Genomic DNA, 16,512 nt, shown 5'->3' on the forward strand with positions numbered 1-16,512 from the left:
CGTGAATAGATTGAAAAATCCTTTTGTTCAGCAATATGTTCTCGAAATATTATTTCCAATAATCGGATACTTATTTTTCGATTGGGATTTTTTTATTATAGGTATTTATTTTTTACTTGATTTTTTCTGCGATCAAATTCTTTTTGCGCGAAGAGCTTATTGGGTAATGAAAAAGGGTTCTGCCAAGAAAAGCAATTTTACACTTCTACTACTAAACAGTTTATGCGGGTTAATATTTATTTTTCTGTTCGCATGGGGATTTTTCACTTTCTCAGAGCTTTATGGCGGCTGGACAAGTGCGGAGGTGCAAAATAAATTTATTGACTTTGCAAAATCAGAATTATGGATTTTATTCCCAGTACTACTTTATTTGAATCATTTTACAGATCAATTTAAATTCTATGCGCCAAGACGTTATCTCAAATTAAAATTTAATAACTATATCTACGTCAATTTACTCAAACAAGTCATTATAATACTCTTATTATTTTTATTGACTTATGCGGCGACCATAATTCTAATTCATCAAATCGTTTTGATTCTAATTTACTTAATAGGGAAAATTTTAATCGATATTTTTATTTGGCCCATCATAAATAAACACATGTTCGTCTAAAAAAACATACCGTTTTGTCGAAGAAAAAACATGATTAAGCGAAATTAGAAAACCGTTTAACGATGAAACCTCGCAGTTCAACGAGTATCAAGTGAATATTTGGTAAACAATACTTAGATTTGTTGTACACTCAATCAACGGATTGTGATGTTTAGTTGTAATAAGTTTGCTGCGCCCTATGTGGGAGCAGGGTGTAGCGAAAGAACCCGTTAGTCGAATGATTAACGGGTTCACTTTTTTTACTTCACATTATTTTTTAGATAGAACTATTAATAAGCTCTTTCGTTATTTCCTTCAATATAATTTATAAAAGCTTTGTTGACAACCTTATTCCCTCCTGGAGTTGGATAATTACCTGTAAAATACCAATCACCAGTATGGTTAGGGCAAGCTTTATGAAGGTTTTCAATAGTTTGATAAACCACTTTTACTTCTGCATTAATATTCTTAGGAGTAAGTAATTTAGCGATTCTCGCTGATATTTCTTCCGCAGAAAATGGTTTATAGATATTCTTCACATAATTCTGAATCTCTTCTTTCTTTAAGCCTTCTTGAGATTTGCATAATTGATAGGTCTCATCGATAATATGCTGTTGGCCCGATTCCTTTAATAAGTCTATTGCTGCCACAAAAGCAATGAAATCACCCATTTTAGCCATGTCAATTCCATAACAATCTGGGTACCTTATCTGCGGAGCACTAGAAACAACTACAATTCGTTTAGGGTTTAAACGATCTAATATACGTAGAATACTTTTCTTTAATGTGGTGCCTCGTACAATTGAATCGTCAACTACAACCAAGTTGTCTTTGCCTTCTTGAACAGTACCGTAGGTGATATCATAAACATGCGCAACTAAATCATCTCGTCCATCATCTTGCGTAATAAATGTTCTAAGCTTGGTGTCTTTAATCGCTATTTTCTCAACACGTGTTCGTTTGGCTAATATTTTTCTAAGCTCCTCATCACTCAGTTCCTCGCCTTTTTCTCGAATTAAATCGAATTTTATCTTATTCTGATACTTTTCTAGACCCTTAACAATTCCGAAAAATGATGTTTCTGCGGTGTTTGGTATGTATGAAAACACGGCATTATCAACCTCACCATCTATTGCTTTGACCGTTTGAGGCACTAATAGTTTACCAAGTTCTTTTCGTTCATGGTAAATATCTTTATCGCCCGGACGAGAGAAGTATATTCGTTCAAATGAACATTGTTTTGCTTCACCTGGTTCGTTAATTAAATTTTCAGAAATCGAACCATCTTTCTTGATGATTAAAGCATGACCTGGTTTTATTTCTTGAATAGCGTCAATTGGGACGTTGAAAGCAGTTTGAATTACCGGTCTTTCTGAGGTAACGACACAGATCTCATCATCTTCATACCAAAATGCAGGTCTTATTCCGTTTGGATCGCGAAGGACAAAGGCATCTCCATGTCCCATTAAACCGCACATCGCGTATCCTCCATCCCACATTTCAGAAGATTTTTTAAGAATGTTCGAAATGTCCATTTCTTGCCCAATCAACTTATAAACATCGCGGTTGGAATACCCTTCAGGCTTAAATTTATTGTATAATTTATGGTTCTCTTCATCTAAGAAATGGCCAATTTTTTCTAGTACAGTAACCGTGTCAGCCACTGCTTTTGGATGTTGACCGAGCTTCAATAAACGATTAAATAACTCGTCATTGTTAGTTAGGTTAAAATTCCCTGCAACGATTAAACTTCTTGTTTGCCAGTTGTTTTGCCTTAAAAAAGGATGACAACTTTCAATAGAGTTTCGTCCAAAAGTTCCATATCTTAAATGTCCTAAGAAAAGTTCCCCTGTAAAACCAGCGTTCTTTTTTAGATAATCGATATCCTTTAATAAAGCGGGATTTTCTTCTTCTATTTCCGAAAATCTGCCATTTATTTTGGAGAAAATGTCTTGAATAGGTCTTTGATCAATAGAACGAACTCGGCTAATGTATCTTTCTCCTGGCTCAACATCAAATTTAATGTTGGCTAATCCAGCACCATCTTGTCCTCGATTATGCTGTTTCTCCATCAAGAGATACATTTTATTTAGTCCGTAAAAAGCTGTACCGTATTTTTCAAGGTAGAATTGGAGTGGTTTTTTGAGCCTTAATAAGGCAATTCCACATTCGTGTTTGATAGCGTCACTCATGTAGCGATAAAACTGTAAATTTTAGTGCAAAGTTAGAAAAGACATTTGTATTTTTGGCCATTAGCAATTATTAATTAATATTTTTTCATTGATTCTTTGTTAATAAAATTAAACATTGTACATTTGCACCCCCTTTTTGGGATAATTGTATATAAACTAAAAACAGTATTATTGTGGATACATTAAGCTACAAAACGATTTCAGGCAATAAAGAGACTGCTAATAAAAAGTGGTTGTTAGTTGATGCCGAAGGAGAAACGCTAGGAAGATTAGCGAGCAAAGTAGCATTCCTTATTCGAGGAAAACATAAACCAAATTTCACGCCTCATGCTGATTGTGGAGATAATGTAGTAGTTATCAACGCAGAAAAAATTGTTTTATCAGGAAACAAAATGGAGACGAAACAATACATTCGTCACACAGGTTACCCTGGTGGTCAAAGAATTTTAACTGCGAGACAAATACTAGAGAAACATCCAGAGAGATTAGTAGAAAAAGCGGTGAAAGGTATGTTGCCTAAAAATAAGTTAGGGAATGCTTTATACACCAACCTTAAGGTTTACGTAGGGTCAAATCACGACCAAGAAGCGCAAAAGCCTGAGGCAATTAAATTAGATTCAATTAAATAAGCATATGAGTGTAATTAACACATTGGGTAGAAGAAAGACTGCTGTTGCAAGAGTTTATCTTTCAGAAGGTACAGGTAAAGTTACAGTAAACAAGAGAGAAGTATCTGATTACTTCAAAACTCCTGTTTTATTGGAGAAAATCAACCAACCATTCGCTATTACAGATACTTTAAACAAGTATGATGTTGTAGCAAATGTTGATGGTGGTGGGGTAAATGGTCAAGCTGAAGCGCTTAGATTAGGTATTTCAAGAGCTTTGGTTGAACTAGCTGAAGAAAATAAACCTTTGTTGAAAGCTGAAGGGTTGATGACTAGAGATTCTAGAATGGTGGAAAGAAAGAAACCAGGACAGAAAAAAGCAAGAAAGAAATTTCAGTTCTCTAAACGTTAATCATCAGGAACGCGCAGCGGCGATTTTCTATACCTATTTGACTTCGTTTTGGAAGTCACGGTTTAGTATCTAAATTGTTGAGATTGCTCCAAAAAATGGAAGTGCTACTTAACAATTGCTTTGTAATGAAGTTTTCACCTAAGAGTGGAATAGAAAAGTAAAAAAGAAAGTAAACAAAATTTTAAAAAAAGTAAAATGGCAAGAGCTAATTTTGAAGAATTATTAGAAGCAGGTGTTCACTTTGGACACTTAAAAAGAAAGTGGAATCCATATATGGCTCCATATATCTTTACTGAAAAAAAAGGTATCCACATATTAGATTTGAATAAAACAATTGCACACTTAGATGAGGCTTGTGCTGCAATGAAACAAATCGCTAAATCAGGAAAGAAAATTCTTTTTGTTGCGACTAAGAAACAAGCAAAAGATATTCTTGAAGAAAGAATTAAGCCAACTCGTATGCCGTACGTAGTTGAAAGATGGTCTGGAGGAATGTTAACTAACTTCGGAACGATTAGAAAGGCAATTCGTAAAATGTCTTCTATTGACAAAATGGAAGAGGATGGAACGATGAATACCTTATCAAAAAGAGAGCGTCTTCAATTATCACGTACGCGTGCTAAACTAGATAAAAACTACGGTACGATTGCTGAAATGACGCGTGTACCTGCTGCTATTTTTGTTATCGATGTACTTAAAGAGCACATTGCAGTAAAAGAGGCTAATAAGTTAAATATCCCAACGTTTGCAATGGTTGATACGAATTCTGATCCAAGAAACATTGACTTCGTAATTCCAGCAAACGATGATGCAACGAAATCAATTGATATCATTTTATCAAAAGTTTCAGCAGCCATCATGGAAGGTTTAGAAGAGCGTAAAAACTCTAGAGATAAAGCGAAAGCTTCAAAAGAAAAAGAAGCGAAAGCAGAAAAAACAGAGGCAACAGAAGAAACTGCTTCTGAAGAAAATAAATAAATTATTCATCCAGTAAGGATTAAAAAGATAAAAAATGAAAATTACAGCTTCACTCGTAAACGAGCTTAGAAAAAAAACTGGTGCAGGAATGATGGACTGCAAAAAAGCATTGGTTGAGGCAGAAGGAGATATGGAGAGTGCAATCGACATCCTAAGAAAAAAGGGACAGAAAGTTGCGGCTAAAAGAGGTGAAAACGAAACAAAAGAAGGTTTAGTGATCGCTAAAACAGTTGAAGGAAACAAAAAAGGAGTTATTCTTTCATTAGCTTGTGAAACTGACTTCGTAGCAAAAAACAGTGATTATTACGCTTTAGTAGATAGTTTAGTTGATGCTGCAGTTCTTGCTAACCCTAGCTCAATCGAAGAGTTTAACAATGCTAAATTCAACGATAAGTTAACAGTAGCTGAAAAAATTACTGAGCAAATTGGTGTTATCGGTGAGAAGTTGGAAGTAACTAACTTAGACATCATCGAGGCAGAATCTGTAGTGGCGTACAACCACCCTGGTAACCAAATTGCTTCTCTAGTAGGTCTTACTAAAGAAGGTGAAGTTGCTGAAGATGCTGGAAGACAAGTTGCTATGCAAATTGCTGCAATGGCTCCATTAGCTTTAAACAAAGAAGGTATCGACCAGGAAACTATCGATCGTGAATTAGAGGTAGGTAGAGATTTAGCTATTCAGGAAGGGAAACCAGCTGAAATGGCAGATAAAATTGCTCAAGGTCGTTTAGGCAAATTCTTTAAAGAAATGACTTTGCTGAGCCAACCATTCTTAAAAGATAATAAGAAGTCGGTAGAACAATTCTTGAATGATACAGAATCTGGCTTGACCGTCAAATCATTTAAACGAGTTGCTTTAAAGTAACTTGTAAATATTAAAAAAGAGAGTTATTAACTCTCTTTTTTTTTGCTTAATTTTAAATAAACATCAGTAAACCAGAATAGAAATAGTTAATAAAATGAAATACAAACGCATACTTTTAAAGTTAAGTGGAGAAGCTTTGATGGGCGACAAACAATTCGGAATTGATAATGCAAGGTTGGATGATTATGCCACCCAAATTAAGGACCTACATGACGCAGGTGTAGAAGTAGCGATTGTTGTTGGAGGAGGAAATATTTTTCGTGGTGTACAAGCGGAAGATGGTGGTATGGACCGAACTCAAGGCGATTATATGGGGATGTTGGCAACCATGATTAATAGTATGGCGTTACAAGCTGCTCTAGAAAAGCAAGGAGTTTATACAAGGTTACAATCTGCCATTGAAATGAAAGAAATTGCAGAACCTTTTATTAAACGGCGAGCGGTAAGACATTTAGAAAAAGGACGTGTAGTTATTTTCGGTGCAGGAACAGGAAACCCTTATTTTACGACAGATTCTGCAGCAGCATTGAGAGCAATTGAAATGGAAGCTGATGTTATTCTTAAAGGTACTCGGGTCGATGGAATTTACACTTCTGACCCGGAGAAAGATCCGGATGCAGTCAAATTTGGTTCGTTAACTTTTGATGAAGCGTACAACAAGGGACTTAATGTAATGGATATGACAGCCTTTACATTGTGTAAGGAAAATGATGTTCCAATAATAGTTTTTGATATGAACAAAATTGGAAACTTAATGAAAGTTGTAACTGGCGAAAAAATTGGTACTTTAGTAACCGTTTAAAATATTCGAATAATGGAAGAAGAAATTGAATTGCTTTTGGATGAAGCAAAACAAGGAAATCAAGCAACAATTGATCATTTAATTGCGAGTTTAGAAAAAATTAGAGCTGGAAAAGCGACACCATCCATGTTAGATAGTGTTATGGTAGAAGCTTATGGCGCTTCATCTCCAATCTCACAAGTGGCTAATGTAAATACATTGGATGCTAAAACAATAACGGTACAACCTTGGGATAAATCAAATTTGGATGCTATTTCAACCGGAATCATTAATGCAAATCTTGGGTTAAATCCTCAGAACAATGGAGAGAGTATTATTATTAACGTTCCTGTTTTAACGGAAGATAGAAGACGTGATCTTGTAAAAAAAGCTAAAAGTGAAGGAGAATCTGCAAAAGTGAGCATTCGAAATAATCGGAAAGAAGCGAATGACTATTTAAAAAAATTGAAAGGAGAAGGTTTATCAGAAGATCGTGTTAAAAACTTGGAAGATGTAGTACAAGGTTTGACAGATTCAAGTATCGTTAAGATTGATGAGTTAATCGTGAAGAAAGAAGCAGATATTATGACAATTTAATTATTGAAGTAAAATGATATTCGAAAGTCCAAACGTTATGTTTGGGCTTTTTTTATTTTGAATAAAATTGTCTCCCGTGGTGATGCGAATAAAAAAAACCTGAAAAGAGCTCACTGATAGTCTTGGTAGCATCTCTTTTCAGGTTACCGTGCAAGGAAATTAAAACCAGAAACAAAATTAATTGTTATCTACCTACTATGACGTGAAGTTTTTTGAAAGGGTTGTGCTATTGGTCGTTTTTTATTTCAAATTTATACCCTACGCCACGTAGATTCTTAAAATATATGGGTTTACTTGGTACAGGTTCAAAATATTTTCTAAAACTTAAAATGTAGTTATCTATTGTTCTGCTCGTAGGAAAACTTTCTCTTCCCCAAATTTCATCCAGAATTTCATCTCTTGAAACAACTTCGTTTTTACGCGCGATTAATAGGCGAAGTAGGGCTAATTCACGCTTCGAAAGGGTGATGATTTTGCCATTTGCTTCAACTTCATAATTTTTAAAATTGATATGGTTATTGCCAAACGTATATTCTTCTATTTGTGGTTCTAATTTAGGGCGGTTTATGAGAATACCTATGCGTAATAATAATTCCTCAAGATTAAAAGGTTTTACCAAATAATCATCGCCTCCCATCTTTAACCCTGTAACGCGATCCGTTGAAGTTCCTTTCGCAGAAATAAAGAGAATCGGAGTTTGACTCGTTTCTCTTATTTTAGCGCAAACATCAAATCCATTCACCTCAGGTAACATAACGTCTAGAATAACGAGGTCATAAGTAGAATTAAATGTTTCAATCGCAGCACGTCCATTTTTCACGACGTCAACTTCATAATCTTCCATTTCAAGATTAAGCGTTAAAACATTCACCAGGCTCTCTTCGTCTTCAACAAGAAGAATTTTCTTCATTTTTCAAATCAATTTCTATGGGCAAAAATACTAATTTTACACGTGTTATTTTAAAGTGTTTTGATTAATTATGATGAATCGAGTATTCCTTAGTTTAGGAAGTAATTTGGGAGATCGAATTTCAAATATCAATAAAGCGTATCAGATAATTGAGGAAAGGATAGGTGCCATTCTTAAGAAATCAAGTTTTTATAGTTCTCCTCCTTGGGGGTTCGAATCTGATGAGGCCTTTATTAATACTGTAATTCTTATTTCAACACAAATAAGTGCAGAAGAGGTTCTGGCTATATTGAAGGATATTGAACGCGACTTAGGAAGAAAGAAGAAAACTGACTCAACAGGTTATCACGATCGAATCATAGATCTGGATATAATTGATTACAATGGAATTGTTTTAAACACAAATGAATTGATTCTACCACATCCTAGAATGGAACAACGCGATTTTGTCTTGGTACCGCTCGCGGAAATTGAACCAAATTGGCTACATAACGGTAAGAATTTACCTTTAAATGACCTGCTAAAAACCCTCCCAAACGAACGGTTTATCGAGAGGTTGATTTAATTCGACGAAAGATTAAACAGTTTTCGTTCTAAATAAGTGTTAAGTTTTTTTTAGGTCAAAAAAAATACTTATTATTGCACTGTTTATAGGTAATTTAAAGAAAAAGATTATAAAATCAGATAGAATGAAAAAGCAAAGTTATAGAGGATTAGCTGCCATTGCGGTAGCCACTGCTATGCTAACAGGATGTAAATTAATTGGTGACGTAGAATATACAGTTACTCAAGACCCAGTTGAGATGCACGGAGATAGCGTAAAAGTACACGTAACAGTTAAGTTTCCGGAAAAAGGGTTGAACAAGAAAGCTTCAGCTGAAATTACTCCTAAATTAGGTAATAAATCGTTTAAAACGATTACTGTACAAGGAGAAAAAGCGACTGGGAATGGGCAAACAATTGCTTACAAGCCAGGGGCAACAGTAAATTATAATGACGTGATTCCTTATTCTGCTGATATGGAAAATGCTGATTTAATGGTTACTGGTAAAGTTTCTAAAGGTAAAAAAGAAGAGGAATTCGAGCCGGTGAAAATTGCTGATGGAACGATTATTACTCCATATTTAGTTCAAAATGATGATAAAGCATTAATTGGTGTTGACAATTTTGTTAGAACAACAGAAGAAGTTTATGCTGCACAAATTAATTACTTGAAAGGTCGTTCAGAAGTTCGTTCTACTGAGATGAGAGATCAAGACATTAAGGATTTACAAGCTTGGTTAACAGCTGCAGCTACGAATCCTAAAGTTGCACCAAAGCACATGAATTTAATTGCATATGCTTCACCTGAAGGAGAGCGTGCTGATAACTCTGATTTAGCAAGAGAAAGAGCAGAGTCAGGTCAAAAAGCGGCGGACAAGATTATCAAAGCTTCAGATTTTGAGGCAGAACCAACTTTCTTTAGACAAGATCCTAAAGGTGAAGATTGGGCTGGTTTTGAAGCAGCGGTACGTGCATCAGATATGGAAGATAAAAACTTAATCATCCGTATCCTTGAAATGACTAAAGATTTAGACGCTAGAGAGCAAGAAATTATCAAACTTTCTAAAACGTATAAAGAATTAGAGAAAGAAATTTTACCTTCTTTAAGAAGAACTCAATTAAACGTTGTTTACGATAAAATTGGATGGTCTGATGAGGAGTTAAAGAATCTTTCAAAAACGAAAGCAGATACGTTAACAATTGAAGAATTATTATTCACTGCTGCTTTATATGAAGATTTAGGAGAAAAAATGAGAGTTTACAAGTTAGCTGCTCAAAATTATCCTGAAGATTGGAGAGGTCATAACAACGTTGGATATGTATATTATATGCAAAATGATCTTGCTGCTGCAGCTACAAACTTCCAAAAAGCAAACGATTTAAATGAAAACCCAGTTACATTAAATAACTTAGGTATTCTTGCAAGAATCAACGGTGATAGAGATAAAGCAACAGAGTTATTAACTTCTGCTACTTCTGCTGGTTCTGAGGTTAAGTATAACTTAGGTATCATTGATATCCAGAATGGAGATTATGCTTCAGCAATCGGAAACTTTGGTGGTGAAAACACATTCAACAAAGCTTTAGCTCAGGTATTAAATGATGATTTAAGTGCTGCTTTAAATACAATTGATGCTTCAGTAGATGCTGAATCAGCAATGGGTTATTATTTAAAAGCAATTATCGGTGCAAGACAGAATAACATCGATATGGTGGCTAATAACTTAAAATCAGCTATCGCTAAAGATGGTGGACTAAAGTCAAAAGCTGCAAAGGATAGAGAATTCATTAAATTCTTCGAGAACGCTACTTTTAAAAGTGTTGTTGGATAATCACTGATTATATAATTATTTAAAACGCCCCGCTCAATTGAGCGGGGCGTTTTTGTTTCATCCCATGATTCTACAATTCATTTATGATGATCTTGGCATTGCCCGTTATTTATTTTAATTCCTAATTTATTATAGTTCGTGCATGAACTGCTGAAATTGAAATAACTTTTTTGATTGGGACAATAGGTTGAATTGTGCTAAATTTTTCTTGACCAACCTCGGAGATGGAATTACGATATGACAATGAACACTCTCATTACTTAGCTTATAGAGGTTAGATTCGACTCTGATAAGTATGTAAGTCAAAATAACGTCCTTCTTTAGCTATTAATTCATCATGCGTTCCTCTTTCAGCAATTCTTCCTTGCTCTATGACTAAGATTTGGTCTGCTCTACGAATTGTGCTTAGTCGATGCGCAATAACAAACGTCGTTCTACCTTTCATTAATTCGGCCAAACTTTTTTGAATGTAGGCTTCGCTCTCGTTATCTAAATTAGATGTTGCCTCATCAAGAATTATAATTTTCGGGTCAGCTAAAATGGCTCTTGCAATAGCAATTCGCTGACGCTGACCTCCTGAAAGTTTCACACCTCGCTCACCGATAACAGTGTCTAATCCATGCTCAAAATGGTCGGTAAATTCTTTTATATAAGCAGCCTTAACCGCTTCATTCAGCTGTTCCTCGCTTGCGTTAGGACGAGGAAATAAAATATTTTCTCGAATGGTACCTTCAAACAAAAAATCATCCTGTAATACTACACCTAAAAATTGACGATAACTTGGGAGGTTGATTTTAGATAGGTCCTGATTATCAATAAGTACTTTCCCAGAGTTAGGAGCCATAAAACTAGATGCTAAACCTGCAATAGTTGACTTTCCTGATCCTGAAGTGCCAACTAACGCCGTTACGCTGCCTCGAGGAGCATCAAAACTAATATCATGCACCACTTCTTTGTCTTCTTCATAAGCAAAAGAAACATTATCGAATTGAATATCACCTTCAATTTTTTCAAGATAAATAGTGCGGTTTTCGTCTTCGTTTTCTGGAGTCATCTTTAACAGTTCTTCCGTACGATCTAAGCCCGCAATAGCCTCGGTAAGTTGACTGCCAATATTACTCATTTGAACTATCGGCGCAATCATTAATCCTAGCAAAACTGTAAACATGATAAAATCTCCACTGGTCATTGTATTAGGACCGTCGGACATCATAAAGTGAGCACCAAAACCCATTATTGCAGTTGATGCTATTCCAATAAGAAAAGCAGACGAGCTGGAAATTAAAGCCGTCGCTGTCATACTCTTTTTTATATTGTTGAAAAGACGATATACGCCGTCATCAAAAGATTTATTTTCTTGTTCTTCTGCATTGAACCCTTTGATTACACGCACTCCATTCAATGTTTCTGTTAATCGACCTGTCACTTCTGCATTTATTTTACCCCTGTTTCTGAAGATTGGGCGAATTTTTCCGAAGGCCTTCATCATGATAATTCCCAGAACTATGATTGGGATTAAGACGGCTAGTGTCATTTGCCAATTTATATTCAATAAAAATAGTATGGAGCCTATTGCTGTAATGCTTCCCCCAACTAGCTGTACAAGACCTGTTCCGACAATGTTTCTAACGCCTTCTACGTCAGTCATTATTCGCGAAACAATTGCTCCCGATTTTTCATTATCAAAATAACGGATTGGCAGGGAAAGTACTTTTTTTTGAACCTGTATTCGTAAATCAGCAATCAATCGTTGAGCTTCTACACCTAGTATTTTGACTAATAGAAATGATGTAATTGATTGCACTAATATTGCACTCAAGACAATTATAATTAAAAGTGTTAATTTCTGATAGTCTTTCTCTGGTACAACTTCATCCAATAAAAACTTAGTTTGTAATGGAAGTACAAAGCTAGCGGCCTTACTGATTAAGATCAAAAATAAACCGATTAAAATGATTTTTTTTCTCGGAAACAAAAACGTCTTCAGCGCTTTACCAAAACTTGCGTTTTTTTCGTTGTCTTTTGATTTCATGCATCAAAGTTAAAGAGTTTTCTTTTATATCTTATTCCTTCATTCTATATTTAAAGCCGATTTAAATCTGGTTGGACAAATATGGATATAGATTTTACTCAATTGGGTTACCTGCTACAAGGAAATGACCGCCAAAAGAAAGTCTATGAGTTATTATATAAGAATAAGGTATTTGAAATTTTGAAGGAGTTTAGTCCTATTCTCGTCGGGACTGTGCCAATTGGGATTGATTTACCGGAAAGTGATTTAGACATACTTTGTCAATTTGAAGACCAAGATGAGTTTATAAGATTTGTTCGTTTCCATTTTGATAATAAACCACAATTTAAGCTCAAAGTTCAATCGACCTATGAGTTTCCTACTGTTGTGGTAAACTTTATTTTAGAGGATGTTCAAATTGAGATTTTTGGACAGACACTTCCGACGAATCAACAAAATGGTTATTTACACATGCTTGTCGAGCATAAATTACTTCAAGAGTACGGAAGCAAATTCAAAGAAAGGATTATTGATTTGAAACGCAAAGGTCTTAAAACTGAGCCTGCATTTGCTCAAGTTTTAGGTTTGTCAGGTGACCCATACAGAGCTATTCTTAACCTAGCAAAATAGCAGTTTAGAGTAATAAGTTTTGTATTTTTAAACTTTAAATTTAGAATATGATTCATGTAGAAGAGGCCCTGTCAATTCTAGCTGAAAATACAATTAAATTGCAAACAGAAATACGTAATTTAAATGATGCTTTAGGTTTGGTTTTGGCGGAAGATATTTATGCAATTTCTGACTTTCCTGATTTTGATCAATCGGCAATGGATGGTGTGGCAATAAATTATTCAGCCCGGTTAAAAAACTATGAAATTATTGGTGAAGTTGCAGCGGGCTCCTCGTTTGACCCAACGCTTAATGTTGGGCAAGGAGTGAAAATTTTTACTGGTGCTAAAGTTCCGAACGATGCCACAACGGTTGTTCCAATTGAATTGTACGAAACTGAGGAGAACCGAATTTCTATTCCAAGTGATTTTGGTAATAATAAAAACATTCGTCCTAGAGGTGAACAAATACGAGTAGGTGAATTGGCTTTAGAAAAAGGTGCGGAAATCACACCAGCTGCCATTGGCTTTTTAACCACGTTAGGGATAAATGAAATCAAGGTAATTCAGCCTCCTAAAGTAAGTGTGATTGTTACGGGCAACGAACTGGTCAAGCCAGGTGAATCTTTGTTGCCTGGCCAAATTTATGAATCAAATTCGGCTATGTTATTGGCGGTTTTGAAACAGAAAGGAATTCATAAGGTTGATTTACATTCAGTGCCAGATAATTATGAGGCAACCAAAAATATAATAGTGCATGCAATTGAAAAGAGTAATTTAGTGGTGCTATCAGGTGGCATTTCTGTTGGAGACTATGACTTTGTTGGTAAGGCCTTGAATGAAATTGGTGTTAACCAACTCTTCTATAAGGTTAAACAGAAACCTGGTAAACCTCTGTATGCCGGTAAGCTTGGAGAAAAAATGATATTGGCTCTTCCAGGAAACCCAGCAGCTACACTTACTTGTTTTTATGTTTATGGGGCATTGGTGCTCAATAAGATGCAGGGTTTATTGAATTCCGAATTGGGGGACAATCAACTACCAATTGCAACCGATTTTGAGAATAAATCAGATCGTGCAGTTTTTTTGAAAGCTAAAATAAAAAATGGCAAAGTAGTTATTCTTGATAAACAAAGTTCCGCGATGTTGGGTTCTTTTGCAAAGGCAGATGTCTTGGTTTATTTAGATGCTAAAACAAAAACGGTAAAAGAAAATCAACTAGTAACAGTTTTTACTTTGTAAAATGAATAAGTACACAGGGATAATTCTTGCTGGTGGACAAAGTTCTAGAATGGGACAGGACAAAGGTTTGATGGATTTGAAGGGTAAGCCAATGATTTTACATGTCATTGATTCAATAGAAAAATTGACAAATCAAATAATTATCGTGGCCAATAATGAAGCGTATAAAAAATTTGGATACAAGGTTGTTCCTGACATCATTGTGAATAAAGGGCCTTTGGCAGGAATTATAACCGGACTGGAAGAAACTGAAACGGAAAAAAATTGGATTTTGAGTTGTGACACTCCTTTTATTACAGCCTCTTTATTGGACGAGTTGATGTCAACGATGAGGGATGAAAATTTAAGAATGGTAAAAAAAGGAAATGATATTCACCCTTTGATTGGAACTTATCGTAAATCAGCTTTGAAACCATTAAAAGAACAATTAGCTTTGAATGAATTAAAATTGAGTAGGGCATTTCAAGGGATTTCGAAGACATTTTTTGATGCAAATCATCACCCTAATTATTGTTTTAAAAATCTAAATTCAATAGCAGATTTATGACTTATTCCATTTATTATTTTGGGAAAATTACTGAGCACACAAACTGTAATTATGAAAGATTGAATTGCGAGCTCAGCACGGTGAAAGGGATGAAAGAAGCGTTGCTTAAAAAATATCCAACTTTGAGAAATGAAACCTTTAAAATTGCCGTAAATAAAAATTTTATTGACGAAGAAATACTAATTGCGAATGACAGTGAAATTGCAGTTTTACCGCCATTTGCAGGAGGATAAATTATGAGTGAGGAATTAACCAGAAATGATTTAAAGCGGTACAATAGACATGTAATTCTCGATGAAGTTGGGTTGGCTGGACAAGAAAAAATTAAAGCAGCCAAGGTGCTAGTCATCGGAGCAGGAGGTTTGGGCTCTCCAGCTTTACAGTATCTTGCGGCAGCTGGGGTTGGTACAATTGGTATCGTTGATTTTGATTATGTGGATTTATCGAATTTGCAAAGGCAGATTTTATTTACACCGGCAGATATTGGAAAAAATAAAGCTGTAGTGGCAAGTGAACGGCTAAAGCAATTGAATGATTCCATAGAAATTATTCCTTATGCAGAACGGTTAACAACAAAAAACGCGTTAGGACTCTTTCAACAATTCGATATTATAGTTGATGGAACTGATAATTTTTCTACCCGATATTTGGTGAATGATGCTGCACTTCTCACCGGAAAACCACTTGTCTATGGGTCCATTTATAAGTTTCAAGGACAAATAAGCGTTTTTAATTATAAGAATGGTCCTTCTTACCGTTGTTTGTTTCCTGAGCCACCTGCGCCAGGAACGATTAAAAATTGCTCTGAAATAGGTGTAATTGGTGTGTTGCCTGGGGTTATCGGAACGCAACAAGCGAATGAAGCGTTAAAAATAATTTTAGAAATTGGAGAAGTACAGTCGGGTAAATTAATGCTTTATGACGCCTTAACAGCTATGTATTCAACAATCAACATACAAGTAGCTCAACAAGAAATTGATAGAGTTAAGGCGATGTCACAACAAGATTTTGAGTTAATGGATTATGATTTGTTTTGTGGAATTAAAAATGAACTCTCGGAACATGAAATTGACGCTAATACTTTAAGGTCGTGGATAGATGCCATTGACATCCGTATCATTGATTTGAGAGAAGAATGGGAAGAACCTGCATTAGAAGGAACAAATGTTGAACGAATAACAATGAACGCAATTCTTCACCAAATTAATCGCTTTATTACGGAAAAAAAAGTCGTGTTGGTTTGTCAAACTGGTATCCGGTCAAATCAAGTTAGAATATTACTTGAACAAGAACATCAATTAAACAATATAGTAGAATTAAAAGGAGGAATGGAAAGTTATGATAAAAAAGGATAAACCAAAGAAAAAAGTTTTTGTAGAAGGACCGATTCTTCCAGAGAAGATTGCAAATTCCATAGCGCATCATCAGGTAAAAACAAATATAGGAGCTCATGACATTTTTCTTGGTCAGGTACGTGCAGATGAAATAGACGGAAAAATAGTTCAAGCAATAGACTACTCGGCTTATGAAGATATGGCAGAGGAAAAGTTTCATGAAATAAGAGAGGCTGCTTTTGATAAGTTTGAACTTACTTGTTTGCATATTTATCACAGCAAAGGAATTGTAAAGTCAGGGGAGATTTGCTTATTTGTTTTTACATCGTCCAAACACCGAAATATGGCTATGGATGCATGCAGATTTCTTGTAGAAGAAATTAAGGCGAAAGTTCCAATTTTTGGGAAGGAGTTGTTTGAAGATGACTCACACCAATGGAAAGTAAATAAGTAATAA

The 16,512-nt window shown here is 35.2% G+C and carries 18 protein-coding genes; 15 read left to right on the plus strand and 3 right to left on the minus strand.

Translation table 11 applies throughout. The annotated features are described in order from the left end of the window. Position 1: 1 nt before the first annotated feature. Positions 2 to 616, plus strand: coding sequence for a hypothetical protein (locus A8143_RS08285; protein ID WP_139134307.1), 615 nt, complete (start codon positions 2 to 4; stop codon positions 614 to 616). A 269-nt stretch (positions 617 to 885) separates the two neighbouring features. Here the strand turns inward: A8143_RS08285 and A8143_RS08290 are convergent, their stop codons facing one another. Further along, positions 886 to 2,787: an amidophosphoribosyltransferase gene (locus A8143_RS08290; RefSeq protein ID WP_066758336.1), complete on the minus strand. Its 1,902-nt coding sequence runs from the start codon at positions 2,785 to 2,787 to the stop codon at positions 886 to 888. Positions 2,788 to 2,960: 173 nt separating this feature from the next. Between A8143_RS08290 and rplM the strand changes: the two genes are divergently transcribed. The 6 genes from rplM to frr all read left to right on the plus strand — a co-directional run bounded on the left by rplM (position 2,961) and on the right by frr (position 7,028). Then, the gene (gene rplM, locus A8143_RS08295) at positions 2,961 to 3,416 is read left to right on the plus strand and encodes a 50S ribosomal protein L13 (RefSeq protein WP_066758337.1); all 456 of its coding nucleotides are present in this window, start codon (positions 2,961 to 2,963) and stop codon (positions 3,414 to 3,416) included. A 4-nt stretch (positions 3,417 to 3,420) separates the two neighbouring features. After that, a complete protein-coding gene (gene rpsI / locus A8143_RS08300) occupies positions 3,421 to 3,807 on the plus strand; it encodes a 30S ribosomal protein S9 (RefSeq protein WP_066758339.1) in 387 nt (128 codons plus the stop codon). Between the two features lie 195 nt (positions 3,808 to 4,002). Then, positions 4,003 to 4,785, plus strand: a complete 783-nt coding sequence (gene rpsB / locus A8143_RS08305) for a 30S ribosomal protein S2 (RefSeq protein ID WP_066758341.1) — start codon at positions 4,003 to 4,005, stop codon at positions 4,783 to 4,785. A gap of 34 nt (positions 4,786 to 4,819) precedes the next feature. Continuing rightward, positions 4,820 to 5,650 (plus strand): translation elongation factor Ts, encoded by an 831-nt coding sequence (gene tsf / locus A8143_RS08310; RefSeq protein ID WP_066758343.1) that lies wholly within the window; start codon positions 4,820 to 4,822, stop codon positions 5,648 to 5,650. Positions 5,651 to 5,744: 94 nt separating this feature from the next. Then, complete coding sequence (gene pyrH / locus A8143_RS08315) at positions 5,745 to 6,452, plus strand: UMP kinase (RefSeq protein WP_066758345.1); 708 nt, start codon at positions 5,745 to 5,747, stop codon at positions 6,450 to 6,452. A 12-nt stretch (positions 6,453 to 6,464) separates the two neighbouring features. After that, positions 6,465 to 7,028 (plus strand): ribosome recycling factor, encoded by a 564-nt coding sequence (gene frr / locus A8143_RS08320; RefSeq protein ID WP_066758346.1) that lies wholly within the window; start codon positions 6,465 to 6,467, stop codon positions 7,026 to 7,028. Positions 7,029 to 7,254: 226 nt separating this feature from the next. Here the strand turns inward: frr and A8143_RS08325 are convergent, their stop codons facing one another. Then, positions 7,255 to 7,938 (minus strand): response regulator transcription factor, encoded by a 684-nt coding sequence (locus A8143_RS08325; RefSeq protein ID WP_066758347.1) that lies wholly within the window; start codon positions 7,936 to 7,938, stop codon positions 7,255 to 7,257. 70 nt (positions 7,939 to 8,008) lie between these two features. Between A8143_RS08325 and folK the strand changes: the two genes are divergently transcribed. Together folK and A8143_RS08335 are read left to right on the plus strand one after the other, a co-directional pair. Beyond that, positions 8,009 to 8,503: a 2-amino-4-hydroxy-6-hydroxymethyldihydropteridine diphosphokinase gene (gene folK / locus A8143_RS08330; RefSeq protein ID WP_083261289.1), complete on the plus strand. Its 495-nt coding sequence runs from the start codon at positions 8,009 to 8,011 to the stop codon at positions 8,501 to 8,503. A 124-nt stretch (positions 8,504 to 8,627) separates the two neighbouring features. Beyond that, positions 8,628 to 10,313: a tetratricopeptide repeat protein gene (locus A8143_RS08335; RefSeq protein ID WP_066758349.1), complete on the plus strand. Its 1,686-nt coding sequence runs from the start codon at positions 8,628 to 8,630 to the stop codon at positions 10,311 to 10,313. Between the two features lie 274 nt (positions 10,314 to 10,587). Here the strand turns inward: A8143_RS08335 and A8143_RS08340 are convergent, their stop codons facing one another. Continuing rightward, positions 10,588 to 12,345 (minus strand): ABC transporter ATP-binding protein, encoded by a 1,758-nt coding sequence (locus A8143_RS08340; RefSeq protein WP_066758350.1) that lies wholly within the window; start codon positions 12,343 to 12,345, stop codon positions 10,588 to 10,590. An 81-nt stretch (positions 12,346 to 12,426) separates the two neighbouring features. Between A8143_RS08340 and A8143_RS08345 the strand changes: the two genes are divergently transcribed. The 6 genes from A8143_RS08345 to A8143_RS08370 are packed head-to-tail and all read left to right on the plus strand — an operon-like array spanning position 12,427 to position 16,509. Beyond that, a complete protein-coding gene (locus A8143_RS08345; protein ID WP_066758352.1) occupies positions 12,427 to 12,954 on the plus strand; it encodes a DUF4269 domain-containing protein in 528 nt (175 codons plus the stop codon). 47 nt (positions 12,955 to 13,001) lie between these two features. Next, complete coding sequence (locus A8143_RS08350) at positions 13,002 to 14,174, plus strand: molybdopterin molybdotransferase MoeA (protein WP_066758354.1); 1,173 nt, start codon at positions 13,002 to 13,004, stop codon at positions 14,172 to 14,174. A 1-nt stretch (position 14,175) separates the two neighbouring features. Then, a complete protein-coding gene (gene mobA, locus A8143_RS08355; RefSeq protein WP_066758356.1) occupies positions 14,176 to 14,721 on the plus strand; it encodes a molybdenum cofactor guanylyltransferase in 546 nt (181 codons plus the stop codon). Further along, positions 14,718 to 14,954 carry a MoaD/ThiS family protein gene (locus A8143_RS08360; protein WP_066758360.1) on the plus strand — a complete coding sequence of 79 codons (237 nt, stop codon included), beginning with the start codon at positions 14,718 to 14,720 and terminating at the stop codon, positions 14,952 to 14,954. Before mobA ends, A8143_RS08360 begins: the two co-directional genes overlap by 4 nt. Before the next feature lie 3 nt (positions 14,955 to 14,957). Beyond that, positions 14,958 to 16,076, plus strand: a complete 1,119-nt coding sequence (gene moeB / locus A8143_RS08365; protein ID WP_066758363.1) for a HesA/MoeB/ThiF family protein — start codon at positions 14,958 to 14,960, stop codon at positions 16,074 to 16,076. Then, the gene (locus A8143_RS08370; RefSeq protein WP_066758581.1) at positions 16,063 to 16,509 is read left to right on the plus strand and encodes a molybdenum cofactor biosynthesis protein MoaE; all 447 of its coding nucleotides are present in this window, start codon (positions 16,063 to 16,065) and stop codon (positions 16,507 to 16,509) included. Before moeB ends, A8143_RS08370 begins: the two co-directional genes overlap by 14 nt. Positions 16,510 to 16,512 lie beyond the last annotated feature (3 nt).

The organism is Crocinitomix algicola (assembly GCF_001661595.2).
Taxonomy (GTDB): Bacteria; Bacteroidota; Bacteroidia; order Flavobacteriales_D; family Crocinitomicaceae; genus Crocinitomix; species Crocinitomix algicola.